This window comes from Paeniglutamicibacter sp. NPDC091659, assembly GCF_044756805.1.
Classification (GTDB): Bacteria; Actinomycetota; Actinomycetes; order Actinomycetales; family Micrococcaceae; genus Paeniglutamicibacter.
Map to the genome: position 1 here is coordinate 1 of NZ_JBIVTO010000014.1, position 16,382 is coordinate 16,382.

The following is a 16,382-nucleotide window of genomic DNA, read 5'->3' on the forward strand; positions in this document are numbered from 1 at the left end:
GACCGCGGCGATCTGGCACAACCTGAACACCGGCCGTCATCCGCTGCGCTCACTGACCGCCTATGACCACTGAGCCCTTGGAATCAATCATCTAGGCGGAGACGAGCTCGGAGGCACCCAGCACGCCGTCGCGCATGGTGGCGACTTGGTCAGTGAGCGAGATGAACTCGGTGTCGTGGGTGACCATCACGGTGGCCACGGAGAACTCCCGGGTGACCTCGGCCAGCAGGCGCACGATCGATTCGCTGCGTTCGTGGTCGAGGGCGGCCGTCGGCTCGTCGACCAGCAGCACCTTGGGCTGGCCCATCAGCGCGCGGGCGATGTTCACGCGCTGGCGCTGGCCGCCGGAGAGCTGGTGCGGGCGCTTCTTGGCGCTGTCGGCGAGCCCGACCACGTCCAGCAGTTCCAGGGCTCGGGCTTTGGCCGCCTTCAGCGGCTTGCCGCGCAGGTGGTCGGAGATCATGAGCTGCTCGGCGGAGGTGAGCGAGGCCAGCAGGTTCGGCTGCTGGAAAATGATGCCGACCTTGTCGCGGCGCAGCGTGGTCATTTCCTTGTCGTTCAGGTCGCTGGCGGTAGTGCCGTCGATGATGACCAGGCCGTGCGTGGGGCGGATGAGCGTCGCGGCCGCAGCCAGCAGCGAGGACTTGCCGGAGCCCGACGGGCCGATGAGCGAGAGCATCTCGCCCGCGCCCACGGCGAGGTTCACGGAGTCCAGCGCCTTGATAGTTTCCTGGCCGTCCGGGTATTCGAGTGTCACGTCGATCAGCTGCAGGGCCTTGGTGCCGGTGCCGGTCGAGTGGGTGGCGGTGTCGCTGGGGTAGGAGGTCATGGTGCGCTGTGTCCTTTCAGACGGGCAGAAATGGGGAGGGCCTTGGGGCCGGGAACGAGACGCGGAGATCAGTTTCCGCCGAGGGCGATGAGCGCATCGACCTTGGTCACTCGGGAGACGGCGAGCGCGGCACCGGCCAGGCCCAGCACCACGACGCCGATGACCGGCACCAGCGTGGTGGCCGGGCTGATCATGAACGGCGCTGCCTTGGCTGCGAAGCTGCCGCCGATGAAGCCGATGCCGCCGCCGACGCCGGCGCCCAGCAGCAGCACGATGCCGGCCTGGGTCATGGCGTCGCGGAGCACGTAGTTCCCGGAGGCGCCCAGGGCCTTGAGCACCGCGATGTCGCGGGTGCGCTGCACGGTCCATACCGTCAGGAACGCCACGATCACCAGGGCGGAGATGCCGTAGAGGAAGGCCTGCATCATCAGCAGCGACCCGTTTTCGCTCTTGTAGGAGCCCAGCGCGGCGAAGGATCCGGTGCGGGTGGTGCTCACGGTGTTGGCCGCGGCGTTGGCCGCGTCCTGGTCGACCGTTGCGCCCGGCTCGTTGGTCACGGCGATGACGGTGCCGACCTGGCTGGTTTCACCCAGGTGGGCGAGCTTCGCCCAGGAGTCCAGCGCGGTGTAGACGACCGAGGTGTGCGAGTACCAGGCATCCGGGGCGATCCCGCCGACCTTGAGGTCGACGCCGGCCATGGAAACGGTGTCGCCGACCCTCAAAGACAGGTCCTTGGCCACGGATTCGCCGATGACGGCCTCGCCCTCGGCCACCGGCAGCGGAGCAAGTTCGCTGCCAGCCGGAACGCCGAAGACCGCCACGTTGGTGGTGCCGGTGCTGGTGTCGGAACCAGCGGCGCCGCCCTGGAAGCGGGTCTGGGTGATACCCAGCGGCTCGGCCGAGGCCACGCCCGGCCGCTTCTTCCAGGCGTCGACCTGTGCGTTGGTCACCTGGCTCTCGGTGAAGGAGGCCTTGGGGGCGTTGCCCGTGGCCGCGCCGAAGGCGACGTTGTCGACCAGGCGGGTGCTGGAGCCCAGGTTCTTCAGGGCCGAAGTGGACTGGTCACCGAGGCCGGCGGTCAACCCCGAAAGCATGACGAGCAGGAGGGAGATGAGGGCGACGACCCCGCCCATGAGGGCAAAACGGCCCTTGGCGAAGCGGATGTCACGGATGGCAAGAAACACGGGGAGAGTTTCACTTTCGGTGGATGATCGGGGCTCCTGCCGATGGCACGATCCCCCTTCTTATCTCCCATCCTCCGTTTTGGGGCTCTTGCGCACATCAACCATTTGGTCGATTGGAGTCAACTATTCCGGCTGGTCCCCGCGCACCCAGGACATGTAGCGCCGCAGCGACCGTTCCACGATCGAATGCGCATCCGCGGGCAGTTCCCCGAACGCGGAATACAGGCGCTCGAATCCCAGGGGCAGCACCGTGTCCAGGATGCGACGGATGGCCCGCTCCGGCAGCGGAATGTTGTTCACGTAGCTGCGCATGGAGTTCACCGACTTCCTGTCCGCCCCGACCGCGATCGTGTCCCCGGTCAGCAGAGCCCCCTTGCCGGCATTTCCCGCGGGCCAGTGGAGCACGCTGCTTCCGGCAAAGTGCCCGCCGCACTGGTACATCACCAGCCCCGGCAGCAATTCAATGTCGCCTTCCCAGAGGCGGACCACCTCATCCGGTCGGCGTATCCATTCTCTGTCCGCGCGTGCCACGTAGACGGGCACCCGCCCGAAGCGGTGGCTGTACTGGATCGAGGAGCCGGTGAGGTGCGGGTGGCTCGAGGCGATGGCGGCGATCCCGCCGAGTTCCTGGATGCGCCGGGCGCCGGCCTCGTCGATGAATCCCGGTGGCTCGAAAAGCACGTTGCCGTGGGGCGTGCGGACCAGCAGCCCGCGTTGTCCGATGCCCAGTTCCGGTTCCGTGGTGATGGCGTAGAGGTCGGGTTCCAGTTCCGCGACCACCAAACGGTATCCGCGTGCTTCGAGTTCGTCGCGGGTAGTCCAGGATTGTCCGCTTCGGGGCACGAACTGGCGTTCGTCGCTGCAGATGGCGCAGCTTTTTTGGCGGCGTCGGTGAGTCCGCGTGCTCGATGGCGCAGGCGGAACAGCTGAAGATGGTCACGGGGATCCGTTCTGTCGGAGTGCGGCGGTCAGCCACATCCTACAAACCTCAACAATGCTTGAGGTCAAGCCGCACCCGACACTCTCGTCACAAACGCTGACACCGGGTGCGACTTGGCACTTTGCGGCAGGCCTAGCCCTCCGAACGCTCCCTGATGTCCGTGATGATGCCGGAGAAGTCCCGCCCGGCACCGCCCTCGTCGGCGAACTTCCGGTAGATCTGTGCGGCCAGCGGGCCAAGCTGGGCGGCGACGCCCGCATGCTCAAGCGCGTTGAGCGCCAGCCCGAGGTCCTTGGCCATGAGCGCCCCGGCGAAGCCCGGGGTGTAGTCGCGGTTGGCCGGGGAGGTCGGAACAGGTCCGGGCACCGGGCAGTTGGTGGTCACCGACCAGCACTGTCCCGACGCCGTGGAGATCACGTCGAAGAGTGCCTGGTGGCTCAATCCAAGCTTCTCGCCGAGCACGAACGCCTCCGCCGCACCGATCATGGAGATACCCAGCAGCATGTTGTTGCAGACCTTGGCCGCCTGCCCCGCACCATGCCCGCCGCAGTGGACGAGCTTCCTGCCCATGACCTCAAGCAGCGGCATGATGTGGGGAAGCTCGGCCTCCTCGGCGCCGATCATGAACGTCAGGGTCCCCGCCTCGGCGCCGACCACGCCACCGGACACCGGGGCGTCGGCGGAGCGGTGCCCGGCCGCCAGCGCGATTTCCGCGGCCTCGCGGGCCTGGGCAACGTCGATCGTCGAGCAATCCAGGAACATGGTGTTTGCCGGTGCGCTTTCCAGCAGCCCGGGGCCGCCGACCCCGCGGTAGGCATCCAGCAGGATCTCCCCGGAGGGGAACATCGTCAGCACAATGTCGGCCCCGGTGACCGCCTCGACCGCCGTGTCAACGCACGGAACCCCGGCGCCACGCGCGGCCTCCACGGCCGCGGGCACCACGTCGAAACCGACGACGTCGAATCCTGCCTTGATGAGGTTCACGGCCATCGGCTCGCCCATGTGGCCGAGGCCCAGGAAGGCGATGCGGCCGGAATCCGAGGGGCTTGTCTCTGTCATGGTGTCCTCCACTTTCATTCGATCGCGTCGCTGAGGGCGCTTGGGCCGAGCTTCAATTCACGTTCGCCGAGCGGTGCAAAGAACCCCGCGACGAGGTCGTCGCCGACCTCCGCCAGCGCTGCCGGTTGCCACGCCGGCGCGCAGTCCTTGTCGATGACCTGGGCCCTGATTCCCTCGGGGAAGTCCGCGGATTCCAGGAGGCGCAGGCCCACTCGGTATTCCTGTTCAAGTGCGGCCTCCAGCGAACCCAGCCCGCCGGCTCGGCGCAGCGATTCGAGGGTGACGGCCAGGGCCGTGGGCGACTTCCCGGCCAGGGTTTCGGCAGTACGTGCAGCATCGATGTTGCCGTCCGCGGCCAACTCCCGAAGCCGGGCCACGATGTCCGGCACCCGCGGTCGGCCGTAGGCGTCGTCGAGCCAGGGCCGCCAGGCGGCCAGTTCCGATTCCGGCGCGGGACGGATGAAGTCCGGAAGCGCCCGGTCGACGGGGGTGGTTTCGAGGGCATCGAAGAGCTCGGCGGAGCTGCCCGAATCGATGAGGTGGTCCGCCAGCCCCAGGTAGATGGCCTCGGCGGGACCCAGGTGCGCGCCGGTGAGCGCGGCATGGACGCCGCTTTGGCCCGGCGCCCGGGAGAGCAGGTAGGTTCCCCCTACGTCAGGGACAAAGCCGATCGTCGTTTCCGGCATGCCGCTGCGGGTCCGCTCGGTGACCAGGCGGTGGCTGCCGTGGGCCGAGATCCCCACTCCCCCGCCGAGCACCAGCCCGTCCATGTACCCGATGTAGGGCTTGGGGTAGGAATGGATCAGCGCGTTGAGCCGGTACTCGGCCTCCCAGAAGCCCGCGGTTTCGCCGCCGCCGGCGAGCAGGTCGCGGTAGATCGCGACGATGTCCCCGCCGGCGCACAGACCGCGCTCCCCCGCGCCGCGCACCAGCACCTGGGAGACCGACGGGTCGGTCGCCCAGCCCGTGAGCCGCTCGAGCATGGCATCGACCATGGGCCTGTTCAGGGCGTTCACCGCCCGGGGCCGGTTCAGCGTGACAATGCCCAGGCTGCCGCGGACCTCGAAGATGACCTCAGGTTCAGTCATGGAGTCGGTCAGCTTCCCGCCGGCATGATGAAGCTGGCGCCCTCGCGGATGCCCGAGGGCCAGCGCGTCGTGACCGTCTTGGTCTTGGTGTAGAAACGGAAGGCGTCCGCGCCGTGCTGGTTCAGGTCCCCGAAGCCGGAGGCCTTCCAGCCGCCGAACGTGTAGTAGGCGATGGGAACGGGGATCGGGACGTTGACCCCGACCATTCCCACCTGCACCCGGGAGGAGAAGTTCTGCGCGGTGTCCCCGTCGCGGGTGAAGATCGAGACGCCGTTGCCGAACTCGTGCTCGGAGGGGAGCCGCAGCGCCTCCTCGTAGTCCTTCGCCCGGACCACGCACAGCACGGGGCCGAAGATCTCCTCCTTGTAGATCCGCATGTCGTCCGTGACGTGGTCGAACAGGGTCGGGCCAACCCAGTAGCCGCCCTCGTGGCCCGGCACGCTCAGCCCGCGGCCGTCGACCAGCAGCGAGGCGCCCTCGTCGACGCCCGTCTGGATGTAGTTCTCGATGCGTTCCTTGGCGCTTTGCGCCACGACCGGGCCGAAGTCGGCGTTTTCGTCCATGCCGTCGCCCACCTTCAGGTGCGCGATGCGCTCGGTGAGCTTGGCGACCAGTGCGTCCGCGGTTTCGTCACCGACCGGGATGGCCACCGAGATCGCCATGCAGCGTTCGCCCGCGGACCCGTAGCCCGCGCCCATCAGGGCGTCGGCAACCATCTCCAGGTCCGCGTCGGGCATGATGACCATGTGGTTCTTGGCGCCGCCGAAGCACTGGGCGCGCTTGCCGTGGGCCGCCGCGGTGGCGTAGATGCTCTGGGCGATGGGCGTGGATCCCACGAAGCCGATGGCCTTGACGCGCGGGTCTTCCAGCAGCGCGTCGACGGCCTCCTTGTCGCCGTTGACGACGTTGAAGATGCCGTCGGGCAGGCCCGCCTCGGTGAAGAGCTCGGCCAGGCGCAGCGGGACGGAGGGGTCGCGCTCGGATGGCTTGAGGATGAAGGCGTTGCCGGCGGCGATGGCCGGCCCGGCCTTCCACAGCGGGATCATCGCGGGGAAGTTGAACGGGGTGATCCCGGCGACCACGCCGAGCGGCTGGCGCATGGAGTGAATGTCGATCCCGGCGCCGGCGCTGTCGGAGAATTCGCCCTTGAGCAGGTGCGGGGCTGCGGCACAGAATTCGATGACCTCGAGCCCGCGCTGGATGTCGCCCTTGGAATCGGCGAAGGTCTTGCCGTGTTCGCTGGTGAGCAGGGCGGCGAGCTCATCCATGTTTTCGTAGACCAGGTCCACGAACTTGTTCAGGATGCGCGCCCTGCGTTGCGGATTGGTGTTCCCCCACTCGACCTGCGCGGCCTCGGCCACCGCGACCGCGTCGTGCACCTCCTGCGCGGAGGCGAGGGGAAGACGCGACTGCACGGTGCCGATCGACGGGTTGTAGACGTCCGAGAAACGCCCCGAGGCACCGGTTACGTGGGCACCGCCCACGTAATGAGTAAGTTCACGGGTCATGAGGTTGTTGCTCCTTCGCAAAACGCCTAGCCACAGCCGCGCCCTGTGATGCGCGCCACTCGATAACCAAAAATGTACTCGGACTTCCTACTAAATTGCTAGGTGTTGCCCGCCGGTGGCGCGTCCCCTCCGTCGCATTTCGAATCGGGGCAATCCGCCTCGCGGCAACGGCCCGCCCGGGAATCTGGCCGGCAAACCTGACCGAGGGAGCCAGAGTTGATAGGTTGGGGAGGTGAAGATTGCTACTTGGAACGTGAATTCCCTTCGAGCCCGTGCCGATCGCGTCGAGGACTGGCTCCGCCGCTCCGACGTCGATGTCCTGGCCATCCAGGAAACCAAATGCAAGGACGAGAATTTTCCGTGGGAATTGTTTGAAAACAACGACTACGAGGTTGCCCACTTCGGCCTCAGCCAGTGGAACGGCGTGGCCATCGCATCCCGCGTGGGACTCGATGACGTGCAGCGCACCTTCACCGACCAGCCCGCCTTCGGCAAGGGCGGCAAGGATCCCGTCCAGGAAGCCCGCGCCATCGCCGCGACATGCGGCGGGATACGCATCTGGAGCCTCTACGTCCCGAACGGCCGCGCGCTGGATGACGAGCACATGCCCTACAAGCTGGAATGGCTCGACACCCTGAACAAGCAGGCCGCCGGCTGGATTTCCGAGAACCCCGAGGCCCAGGTCGCGCTGATGGGCGACTGGAACATTGCCCCGCGCGACGAGGACGTCTGGGACATCGATTTCTTCCGCGACAACAACATGACCCACGTTTCGGCCCCTGAACGCGCCGCCTTCGAGGCCTTCGTCGAGACCGGGTTCACGGACGTGGTGCGCCCGTTCACCGATACGCCCAAGACCTACACCTACTGGGACTACACCCAGCTTCGCTTCCCCAAGAACGAGGGCATGCGCATCGACTTCACCTTGGCCTCCCCCGCACTGGCCGCACGGGTCACCGGAGCGAGCATCGACCGCGAGGAGCGCAAGGGCAAGGGCGCATCGGACCACACCCCCGTCATAGTGGAACTGGACTAGGGATGCAGCGCGCCAATGGGGAAAACAGACGGGCTCTTCCGCCGACCTCATACTTGCGCGTCTTCGAACCGCTGAGCGCATTCTCCGACGAAGACCAGCTGCTGATCACCGGCACCCGGCACGGCGACCGCGAAACGCTGGAGGATGAAACGGCCGCCGATGCGCTCAAGCGACTCACCCGGCAGCTTTCCGATCCCTTCCCGCACCAGCACCACGAGGTGTTCCGCAAGCTGAGCATCACCGGCTGGGACGGGGCCCCGCACACTCTGTATTGCCCCGATCAGCTGGCAACCCGCGCCGTGCTGGCGTCGGAACAGCTCGACGGCTCGATGCGCCCGCAATTGCTCGAGCTGCTGGTGCCCAACGCTGCGCGCGCGGCCAACGCGCTGCGCATCGACGAGCAGCAGTTCACGGACGACCTTGCGCACCTGCACACCCGCACCGCCACCTGGGGCATCCCGTTTGGCTGGTTTGTCCTGGTGCACGAGGACGACGAGTACGAGGTCGTCGAGGACGAGGACGAGCTGCTTTCCAGCAGGATCTATACGCCGTTGCACCAGGCCCTGAATCGGGCGCGCTATGCGGCGGCGACCTTGGCGATCCACGCGCCGGAGATGGACTTGCTCGATGAGCTCACCGCCCTGAGCGAATGGCTGATGCTCTTCGACAAGGATTCAATGGTCGAGCTCGACTACGGTCGCATCGCCGCACTTGTATGGCCCGACGATTCCCCGCATGACCTGCGTCTGGGCATCGAGTCGCTGGCCGATTCAGACATGGCCGGCGCCGCGGCCGCCTACCGCCGCCTTTCAAACCGCTGGCTTGCGGTGCGGCAACTCGCACGCGCCAACTAGGTAGCCCCGCCGCTCGCCGCCGGGCAGGCCGCCCGCATTGGTAGGCTCGAGGCGTGTCATTGATTCCAGCTGCCCTTCTCTTTGCCCTGTACTTTTACCTGCGTCGCAAGGACCGGCGGATGCTGCGCAACGGGGTGGTGCTGGTTGCCGCGTGCTATTTCACCCTGACCGCCCTCAGCAATCTGGTGGCAGCATGGATCCCGGGGTTCTCGATGGTGTTCCTGGTGCTGCTGGCCCTGGTCCCGCTGGCCATCCTGGTGCTGGCGGCGACGTTGATCCGCAACGGCACCGTGATGATGCGCTCGGAGGGCCGCAGCATGGGCAATCTCATGTCGTTCGCCTTGGGGATCCTGCTGATCGCGCTGCCCGCTTTCGCCGCGGTCCTGGTCTTCAGCATGAATGCCTGGGCGATCGGGCTGGCCGCCCTGCTCTTCTTCCTGTGCAGCTACTTCGGCGTCGTCTTTGTCATTTTCCTTTCCTACGCCGTCGCCTACGGCCGGATGCCGGGCCTGCAAAAACCTGCGGCGATCGTGGTGCTGGGTTCACGCCTGATCGACGGCCAGGTTCCACCGTTGCTGCGCAGCCGCTTGGACCGCGCCGTCGAGATCTACGGGTCGACCGCGCCGAGGCCGGTGATGATTCCCTCCGGCGGCCAGGGGAACGACGAATCCCGCCCGGAGGGCACGGCCATGGCCGAATACCTGCGCGGGGCCGGAGTCGACCCTGCCGACATCCTGGTCGAGGACAAGGCAGTGAACACCGAGGAGAACCTGCGGTTGTCATCCGACCTGTTTGCCGCCTCGGGCCGTTCCGGGGCACTCGTCGCCGTCACGAACAACTACCATGTGCTGCGCGCCGCGCTCTTGGCCCGGAGCCTGAAACTGGATGCGGAAGTGGTCGGCGCCCCGACCGCTAGGTACTACCTTCCGAGCGCGTTCCTGCGGGAATTCGTTGCGGTGCTGGTTGAGCACAAATGGCTGCACCTGTTCCTCTGCATCCCCTTTGTCGGCTTCACCGCTATTCTCATCACGGCCATGCTGGCCCAGGGCTGAGCCGCCGGACATTCCCCGGCCGACGGCCAGCGGTCATTGGACCCGTTCGCTGCGCGCAAACCGGGACCTTGCCCCGGCCGCGAGATAGACGACCACCGGTCCCCGTGCCCCCATCAAGTCTTGCGTCTCCCGCGCCGCTTCGACGATTTCTCGCCCTAGACGCCCCGGCTCCACGCCCTTGCGCGGCTGCACCTTGATTTTCAGGCCGGGAACGGGAGCCTTCTCCCAGACGCTTACGTTGATGGAGACGATGTCGGCGCGGTGGCCCAGCATGGCGCGGATTGCCTGTTCCACCGCCTCGCCCGAAATTTCCACCCGGCCTGGCATCGGCTGGTCGTCGAAGTAGGCGCTGACGTATTCATTGGTGCGTCCCCGGCCCTGGACCGAAATCCACCAGATCATGAGTAGGATGACGGCAACCAACAGCGCGGACACGATGATCCACAGCCAGGATTCCTTCTGCCCTGGAAGCGTGGTGGCCAGCAGAATCTGCCGGGCACCGCCGTCCACCGCGTCGGCCAGTCCGTGCCATCCGAGGGCGTACTCCGGCACCATTGCGATGAGCATCAGCTGGGTGCCCAGGGCAAGAAAAACCGCTCCGAAGATCCCGATCATGATCCGGTTAAGAAGTCGCGGCGTCTGGTTCACTGTCCGATCACCCCGCTTTCGGCAACCCGCACCCTGATGTGCGGCATCGGTTCGACTGCATTGATGCGCAATTCATCTTCCAGGCCCGCCAAGATCGTCGATGGATCCAGCGGGGTGCCGGAAGTCGGGCGCAGTTCCACGTCAATTTGTTCGCGGTTGACCACCACCAGCACCTGTCCCGGGCCCACTGCGGCTTCCCGTCGGGCCCTGCGCACCAACGTCGCGGCAAGCACCTGGTCGTCCATGACCAACACGGCATCTTCGCACCTCATGGAGTGCTTCGCCAGGCGCCCCCTTCTGAATGCATGCGCAATAAAAAGCACACCGAGCAGCACACTTGCCAGACCCGCCAACGCCAGAATGACCGGATCCGCGTTTCCGGGCAGCGTCGAGATCCAGCGCCACCATGTTTCGGGCATGGCCAGAAGGGGCTTCTGGCCGATGGCCTTGAGCACCGCTTCAAAAAGTGCGTAGATGCAACCCAGGATGATCAGGCTGGCAAGCACTATTGCCAGCGGTGAACGGCCGCTAGTCAGTTCCCGTTCACGGATTTTCTCAAGTTCTTCTAGAGTCATGGAGATTCCTTGGGGTGCGCATTCGCCACACCGGTAATACGAACGTCCACCCTGCTCACCATGGCTCCGGTCAGTTCCGTGAATTTTTCACCCAGCAATGTTCGCTGCGCCCGCACCCTGTCCAACAGTGAACCGGCGGGCAAGCCGACACCCCCCGCGATGGGCAAGGGCAAGTTGATCCCCAACGCCAAGAATCCCGCATCATCTCTGAGGAACACCCGAACCATGTAGGGGTCTACGCCGAACAAGCCGCCTGCCACTGCCCTGGCGGTACTGTTCAATGCCTGTGCGCTCACCCTGGTGTAGCCGTGATGCTGTTCGGCGTCTTGCCTCGGCGTTGCTTCTTCGACATGGGCGCTCATGACGAAGATCGCCGACCGGTCAGCGCGTCCCTCAGTGCCCGAAAGTCCACACGCCCTTCCAACACGCGTGCGACCAGCGCCCCTGCCGCCATGAACAACGCCATGAGCAGGAACCCGCCAAAACCAAATGAAAGTGCGGCCCACGCGAGGATCGCGCCTAGAAGTGCACCAACGATTGTCGGTTTCATTCCGCTTCTCCCCTCCGTGGCTCGGTTTGCTTTGCCGTGCGCTCGTCCGGGACGGGGATGTGCACGTCGCCAATCTCGATGTTCACTTCAATGACCTGTAACCCGGTGAGTTCCTGCACCGCGGCGAAAACCGCGTCACGTACTTTCGAGGCCAGCTCGTGCAACGGAACGCCGAAGCTGGCGGTAAGCACAATATCTATGGCCACTTGGGTTGTTCCGACTTCCACACTGACTCCGTGGGCAGGTTCATAGGTCGAACCTACGGCGCCGCGGATTGCGCCCAACGCACGTGAGGTTCCAAGCCCCAACGCATGCACACCGGGAATGTCGCGCGCGGCTCCTGCCGCGACCTTGGCGATCGCCAAATCCGTTAATTTGGTTGTTCCACTAGCTCCCGCCGCATGTGTCACCTGCAGCGGGGCCTCGTGGTCGAGTGGTTCAACCATGTCGCGCTCCTCACGGTCATCCGATTGCCTCTTCCCAGCCTACAACCGAATGTGATCTGCGTCTTAAGATTGGAGCCTGGCGAGAAAAAGTCCCGTTGATACCTATATATAGGAGCGAAAACGGGGTGCGGTATCGCAAAGGTCGGCAGCGCGTCTTGTGGCCGGCGCAAAACCAGTCTCCCACGCGAGCGTTTCCTGGGTGGGTCAAGACGAACGTCGGCGCTGCAAACGCAGGTCTCTAAATTCTGAGGGTGATTTGTTAAAGCAAAAACCCCCTTGTTTCCAAGGGGGCTTTAGATGGTGGCTCCGACCGGCGTCGATCCGGTGACCTTTCGATTTTCAGTCGAACGCTCTACCAACTGAGCTACAGAGCCTGGATCATCAGGCTAGATGATCACCCGATCTTCCGGCGAACCAGAAAATCAAAGCGACCCTGACGGGACTTGAACCCGCGACCTCCGCCGTGACAGGGCGGCGCGCTAACCAACTGCGCTACAGGGCCTTACTTGCGAAGTCTCCCTCGCTCACAAGACAAGAACTCTACCAGAGCTTTTCGCTCTTGTAAAATCCGCATTTCATGCGTACCCCCAACGGGATTCGAACCCGTGCCGCTGCCGTGAAAGGGCAGTGTCCTAGGCCGCTAGACGATGGGGGCCAGGAACCTCTGCGTTGAATTTCTCCGCCGCAGTGGACTCCAATAACTATAGAGGTAAAAATCAGATCGTGCAAAACGAGAGTTCGACCCGGGCAGAAAATCCGTAAAAATCCCGAAAAATCAAGGTTTTTCACGTCGGCCGACCCCACAACGCCACCCGAGCGCCTGCGGATAGAGTTCAATTCATGGCTTTCGAAATGACTGATGATGAATTTGAACGGCTCTCAGAAAGGGCCCTTGACGAGATTCCGTCCGACCTTTTGGCCTTGATGGACAACGTTGTCATTTTTATCGAGGATTCCTACACCCCGATGCCCGGCGAAGCCCCGGACACCAAATTGCTGGGCCTTTACGAAGGAACTTCCCTGACGGAACGGGATGGAGGATGGGACGCCGGCGCTCTTCCCGATCGAATCACCATTTACAAGAATGCGATCCTGGAGATCTGCTCATCCGAAAAGCAGGTTGTCGAAGAAGTGGGAATCACCGTTGTCCACGAAATTGCCCACCACTTTGGAATCGACGATCGGCGCCTCCACGAGCTCGGCTGGGGCTAAAACGCATCAAATTCCAAAAAAATCTTTGTGATCCGCACCCCACCAGGCGGATCTTCGGGTATCTCCAGATGAGAGCTTGATTTCCGAAATCTTTCAGGTCACGAAAAGGTCACGAAATTTGCACTATTCGTGACCTTTTCGAGATTTTAGCCTCGACAAGGCCTCGATCTGTCCTGCATGATCGTTATGCATTCGTTGCATTAGCCACCCCACCACTCCTACTTCTTGGGGAAGTAACTCAACCCGTGACCAAGAACGATCGGCGACTCTGCAGGCCCGTCCTGCAATAGGGTTCGCCCGGCCACGATTCCAAAACCTGGTTGCGTTGCATGGCAGTTAGGGAAATCCATGTCTATTCTTCGACAAATGGTCATTGCGACCAGCACCGCACTTGTAGCCAGTTCCGTACTGGCATCCGCTGCAACAGCGGCCCCCGCACCAACATTTTCCGCGTCACCCACGGAAACTTCGATCGATTCAGCGCTGAACCCGAAATTGATCGAAAACATCGCCGCAAGTTTGGCTGTTGCCTCAATTTCGCCAGCCAAATCCGCAAAATCTCTAGACTCCCAAATAGCCCGGATCGACCTTGCGCTTCAGGACGCCGAAGCCGCCGCACTTGAAGCCGCGGGAAATGTTGTTGTTGCTGGCGAGGGGGCGGCGAGGACCAACACCGCATCGCTCTCCGGCACCTCGCTTTCCAAGTTCGTTACCAGTTCGGCCGAAATCGAACGCCAAAAGGTCATCGACCTCGCCGCCACTGCACAAGCGATGTACGCACAGGCGGATAAGCAACTGGGGGCCAAGCGAACGGAACTGATATCCGCCTCAGCAAAGGCCCGCCACACTTCCGTGGCCGTTGAAACAGCTCGGCTTAAGAAGGAAACGGAAAGTCGCAGCGAAGCAGAGCTCATGGCCGCGTTGGCGGAGTCCGAATCGACGGTTGCCGATCCCGTCAATGACCCAAGCCTCGACCCGGAAACCATTGATATGGTCGGGATGTCGACAGCCTCCCTGGGCTCGGCGTCCATAGCTGGAGGAACCGTCCAGCTCCCAACCGCGGTTTCCCGCGCAAAGCGCATCGATACCTCAATTAGGTGGGCCAAGAAGGTGGCTGGCAACAATAAGTACAAATACCGCTACGGCGCCACCGGCCCGACGTACTTCGATTGCTCCGGATATACCGGCAAGGCATTTTCCACTGGCGGCAAGAAGCTGCAGCGCACCTCTGGCTCCCAGTACAAGGCAGCACCCAAGAAGGTCAAGCTCTCAAAAATGCAGAAGGGTGACCTGGTCTTCTGGAGCTCCAACGGCGGTCGTTCCTTCTACCACGTTGCCATCTACGTTGGCGGTGGAAAGATTGCTCATGCGCGCAACCCAAGCGCCGGCATTTCGGTAACCAACCTGAACTACGCAGGCATGCGAAACATCTACAAGTACGCGGGACGTTACTAAGTAGTTCTTCCCTATGCCTCTGCCGCAACTCCGTGTGGCAGAGCCAAGGCCGCTCTGACACCGGGTCTTCCGTGTCAGGGCGGCCTTCGCATACCCGGAATGGTGTCCAAAATTCGTTATCCGGACCTCGAATAATTACATAGCTGTAATTGCTGTTACCTGTGAGACTGATGTTGCCAGTGGGAATAGATATCCCATATGGTGCTAAAGGAAGCAGCGATCAGGTCGTATTTCAGGCCGTTTTTCCCGCGTATGCCGGGAAATTCTTCAGCGGATCGCTGCGGTAAGGAACACACGGCATGGTTTTCCGGGAATCCCTGGGCGTGGCCGCCTGCGCAATTGCGTTGACTGTCACCTGCCTCACTGGTGCAATTCCAGCGACAGCGGCAGCGGCTTCGCCTGTGAGCAGCGTCTTGCTTCCCTTGGAACCGGGCTCGGCCGCAACACCCCTGCCGACTCAAGCCGAGCTGAATGCCGCCAAATCCAATCCCGAACAGCTCCAAGCAATGGTGCACCACCTTGAGGCCACCATCGAGCAAGAACGCTCGAGGCTCGTAAACGCCGAGGCCCAGGCGCTCGATGCACAAGACGGCCTACTGGCCGCCGATGAATTGCTTCAGGAACGCTCCCGGAGCGCCAAGGATGCCCGCTCCGAAGCCGAAAAGGCCACGGCCTACCTCGCTTCAAGCAAGAAGAACGTGGGCGCGTTGGCCTCCGACCTCTACCGCAATGGCGGAATCAACCCCGGAGTCGTCAATCTGCTCGACAGCGATGCCGACAGCGACGTCCTTTACAAGGCATCAACCATGGGCGCCTTGAGCGCAAACCGTGCGCGCACCGTAAGTACCGCGGAGGAAGCCGTCGCCCTGTGGAAGGCGTGGCAGGACTACGCAGATGCGGCGGAAACCGCTGCGAACGAAGCCACTGCCGCCCAGTTGGCCGCCGCAAGCAAAGCTTCCTCCACCATGTCTAGCTACGAGGCATCGATCGCCCCTCAGGAAAAGCTCCGTTCCGAGCTCATCGGCCAGCTGGCATTCCTCCGCGATGTCGATGCCAAGGAAGAAGCGGCACGAATCGAGGCCAAGGAGGCGGCAGCAGAGTCGGCGCGACTGCAAGAGCTGATCGACAACACCCCGGCAACCCCTCCTGTCGTGGAAAAATCCAGCGGACCTGCAGCTATCAAGCCCCTGGCCACTCCCCCGAAGGTTCCCACGGAACAGCCACAGGGCAATTCGCTGGTTCCCAAGCCATCAAGGCCCAAGCCGCCCGAGAACATCGCCGTTACCCCCGAACCGGAAGAACCGCCGGTAAAACCCGAACCGACTCCGGAAGCGCCGGAGCCAACACCCACACCGGAAGCGCCAAAGCCGACTCCGGAAAAGCCAAAACCGGAAAAGCCTAAGCCAACACCCACACCGGAAAAGCCCAAGCCATCCCCGACCCCGACCCCGAAGCCAGAGAAGCCCAAGCCACCGGTTAATGAGGTGGTTTCCCCTTCGTCGAACAGTTTCAACGCCGCCATTTCCTGGGCAAACATGATCGCAACCGACGATTCCAAGGGCTACAAGTTGGGCGCGAACGGACCGGACCTCTACGATTGTTCGAGCTATACGGGTGCAGCCTTCGCCAAATCCGGCGTTTACCTGCCTCGGACCTCGTCGCAACAGTATGCCGCAGCGCCCAAGAAGGTGCCTTTGAGCCAGCTTCGCCGCGGCGACCTGGTGTTCTCCTCCAGCAATGGCGGAAGCTCGTTCTACCATGTGGCAATCTACCTTGGGAATGGCCAGGTCATCCATGCGCGCAACCCCAACAGTGGAATTTCGGTGACCCCGTTGTCGTGGGTCAACAACCTGCATCCGTACGCAGGCCGCTACTAGGCATCTCGCCGCCGGCCGTTGGCTTAAGTGAAGTTGGCTGCACCGGAACTTACCGGTGCAGCCAACTTC

The 16,382-nt window shown here is 63.5% G+C and carries 16 protein-coding genes and 3 tRNA genes; 6 read left to right on the forward strand and 13 right to left on the reverse strand.

What is annotated here, in order from left to right:
• Positions 1 to 91: 91 nt before the first annotated feature.
• From ACIQLF_RS19490 to ACIQLF_RS19515, 6 genes are all read right to left on the reverse strand, one after another.
• Positions 92 to 829: an ABC transporter ATP-binding protein gene (locus tag ACIQLF_RS19490; protein ID WP_400302218.1), complete on the reverse strand. Its 738-nt coding sequence runs from the start codon at positions 827 to 829 to the stop codon at positions 92 to 94.
• A gap of 68 nt (positions 830 to 897) precedes the next feature.
• Positions 898 to 2,013: an ABC transporter permease gene (locus ACIQLF_RS19495; protein ID WP_400302220.1), complete on the reverse strand. Its 1,116-nt coding sequence runs from the start codon at positions 2,011 to 2,013 to the stop codon at positions 898 to 900.
• 123 nt (positions 2,014 to 2,136) lie between these two features.
• Positions 2,137 to 2,856: a hydrolase gene (locus ACIQLF_RS19500; protein WP_400302223.1), complete on the reverse strand. Its 720-nt coding sequence runs from the start codon at positions 2,854 to 2,856 to the stop codon at positions 2,137 to 2,139.
• 229 nt (positions 2,857 to 3,085) lie between these two features.
• Positions 3,086 to 4,012, reverse strand: a complete 927-nt coding sequence (mmsB, locus tag ACIQLF_RS19505; protein WP_400302225.1) for a 3-hydroxyisobutyrate dehydrogenase — start codon at positions 4,010 to 4,012, stop codon at positions 3,086 to 3,088.
• 14 nt (positions 4,013 to 4,026) lie between these two features.
• Complete coding sequence (locus tag ACIQLF_RS19510; RefSeq protein WP_400302227.1) at positions 4,027 to 5,100, reverse strand: enoyl-CoA hydratase/isomerase family protein; 1,074 nt, start codon at positions 5,098 to 5,100, stop codon at positions 4,027 to 4,029.
• 8 nt (positions 5,101 to 5,108) lie between these two features.
• Entirely contained in the window at positions 5,109 to 6,608 is a 1,500-nt protein-coding gene (locus ACIQLF_RS19515) for a CoA-acylating methylmalonate-semialdehyde dehydrogenase (RefSeq protein ID WP_400302230.1), read from the reverse strand.
• A 232-nt stretch (positions 6,609 to 6,840) separates the two neighbouring features.
• Here ACIQLF_RS19515 and ACIQLF_RS19520 point away from each other — a divergent pair, with 232 nt between their 5' ends.
• Genes ACIQLF_RS19520 through ACIQLF_RS19530 form a run of 3 tightly spaced genes read left to right on the forward strand, consistent with a single transcriptional unit; the run spans position 6,841 to position 9,550 of the window.
• A complete protein-coding gene (locus ACIQLF_RS19520; protein ID WP_400302233.1) occupies positions 6,841 to 7,644 on the forward strand; it encodes an exodeoxyribonuclease III in 804 nt (267 codons plus the stop codon).
• 2 nt (positions 7,645 to 7,646) lie between these two features.
• Entirely contained in the window at positions 7,647 to 8,498 is an 852-nt protein-coding gene (locus tag ACIQLF_RS19525; protein ID WP_400302235.1) for a hypothetical protein, read from the forward strand.
• A 53-nt stretch (positions 8,499 to 8,551) separates the two neighbouring features.
• Complete coding sequence (locus ACIQLF_RS19530; RefSeq protein WP_400302238.1) at positions 8,552 to 9,550, forward strand: YdcF family protein; 999 nt, start codon at positions 8,552 to 8,554, stop codon at positions 9,548 to 9,550.
• Positions 9,551 to 9,583: 33 nt separating this feature from the next.
• On the opposite strand, the gene ACIQLF_RS19535 is transcribed toward ACIQLF_RS19530, so the two are convergent.
• The 7 genes from ACIQLF_RS19535 to ACIQLF_RS19565 all read right to left on the reverse strand — a co-directional run bounded on the left by ACIQLF_RS19535 (position 9,584) and on the right by ACIQLF_RS19565 (position 12,424).
• Entirely contained in the window at positions 9,584 to 10,198 is a 615-nt protein-coding gene (locus ACIQLF_RS19535; protein ID WP_400302241.1) for a hypothetical protein, read from the reverse strand.
• A complete protein-coding gene (locus ACIQLF_RS19540) occupies positions 10,195 to 10,773 on the reverse strand; it encodes a hypothetical protein (RefSeq protein WP_400302244.1) in 579 nt (192 codons plus the stop codon). The genes ACIQLF_RS19535 and ACIQLF_RS19540 overlap by 4 nt, the downstream gene beginning before the upstream one ends.
• Complete coding sequence (locus ACIQLF_RS19545; RefSeq protein ID WP_400302246.1) at positions 10,770 to 11,135, reverse strand: hypothetical protein; 366 nt, start codon at positions 11,133 to 11,135, stop codon at positions 10,770 to 10,772. Before ACIQLF_RS19545 ends, ACIQLF_RS19540 begins: the two co-directional genes overlap by 4 nt.
• 184 nt (positions 11,136 to 11,319) lie before the next feature.
• The gene (locus tag ACIQLF_RS19550; protein WP_400302248.1) at positions 11,320 to 11,769 is read right to left on the reverse strand and encodes an Asp23/Gls24 family envelope stress response protein; all 450 of its coding nucleotides are present in this window, start codon (positions 11,767 to 11,769) and stop codon (positions 11,320 to 11,322) included.
• Positions 11,770 to 12,067: 298 nt separating this feature from the next.
• Positions 12,068 to 12,143 (reverse strand) — tRNA-Phe (locus tag ACIQLF_RS19555).
• A 54-nt stretch (positions 12,144 to 12,197) separates the two neighbouring features.
• A tRNA-Asp gene (locus tag ACIQLF_RS19560) sits at positions 12,198 to 12,271 on the reverse strand.
• A gap of 80 nt (positions 12,272 to 12,351) precedes the next feature.
• Positions 12,352 to 12,424 (reverse strand) — tRNA-Glu (locus ACIQLF_RS19565).
• A 185-nt stretch (positions 12,425 to 12,609) separates the two neighbouring features.
• Here ACIQLF_RS19565 and ACIQLF_RS19570 point away from each other — a divergent pair.
• From ACIQLF_RS19570 to ACIQLF_RS19580, 3 genes are all read left to right on the forward strand, one after another.
• A complete protein-coding gene (locus tag ACIQLF_RS19570) occupies positions 12,610 to 12,981 on the forward strand; it encodes a metallopeptidase family protein (protein ID WP_400302250.1) in 372 nt (123 codons plus the stop codon).
• A 348-nt stretch (positions 12,982 to 13,329) separates the two neighbouring features.
• The gene (locus ACIQLF_RS19575; protein WP_400302253.1) at positions 13,330 to 14,436 is read left to right on the forward strand and encodes a C40 family peptidase; all 1,107 of its coding nucleotides are present in this window, start codon (positions 13,330 to 13,332) and stop codon (positions 14,434 to 14,436) included.
• Between the two features lie 299 nt (positions 14,437 to 14,735).
• Entirely contained in the window at positions 14,736 to 16,313 is a 1,578-nt protein-coding gene (locus tag ACIQLF_RS19580) for an NlpC/P60 family protein (RefSeq protein WP_400302255.1), read from the forward strand.
• Positions 16,314 to 16,382: the final 69 nt, after the last annotated feature.

Coding starts and splice junctions, on each gene's coding strand:
- mmsB (WP_400302225.1), bottom strand. CDS start 4,012: ATGACAGAGACAAGCCCCTCGGATTCCGGCCGCATCGCCTTCCTGGGC.
- ACIQLF_RS19490 (WP_400302218.1), bottom strand. CDS start 829: ATGACCTCCTACCCCAGCGACACCGCCACCCACTCGACCGGCACCGGC.
- ACIQLF_RS19525 (WP_400302235.1), top strand. CDS start 7,647: ATGCAGCGCGCCAATGGGGAAAACAGACGGGCTCTTCCGCCGACCTCA.
- ACIQLF_RS19550 (WP_400302248.1), bottom strand. CDS start 11,769: ATGGTTGAACCACTCGACCACGAGGCCCCGCTGCAGGTGACACATGCG.
- ACIQLF_RS19545 (WP_400302246.1), bottom strand. CDS start 11,135: ATGAGCGCCCATGTCGAAGAAGCAACGCCGAGGCAAGACGCCGAACAG.
- ACIQLF_RS19540 (WP_400302244.1), bottom strand. CDS start 10,773: ATGACTCTAGAAGAACTTGAGAAAATCCGTGAACGGGAACTGACTAGC.
- ACIQLF_RS19510 (WP_400302227.1), bottom strand. CDS start 5,100: ATGACTGAACCTGAGGTCATCTTCGAGGTCCGCGGCAGCCTGGGCATT.
- ACIQLF_RS19575 (WP_400302253.1), top strand. CDS start 13,330: ATGTCTATTCTTCGACAAATGGTCATTGCGACCAGCACCGCACTTGTA.
- ACIQLF_RS19570 (WP_400302250.1), top strand. CDS start 12,610: ATGGCTTTCGAAATGACTGATGATGAATTTGAACGGCTCTCAGAAAGG.
- ACIQLF_RS19515 (WP_400302230.1), bottom strand. CDS start 6,608: ATGACCCGTGAACTTACTCATTACGTGGGCGGTGCCCACGTAACCGGT.
- ACIQLF_RS19580 (WP_400302255.1), top strand. CDS start 14,736: ATGGTTTTCCGGGAATCCCTGGGCGTGGCCGCCTGCGCAATTGCGTTG.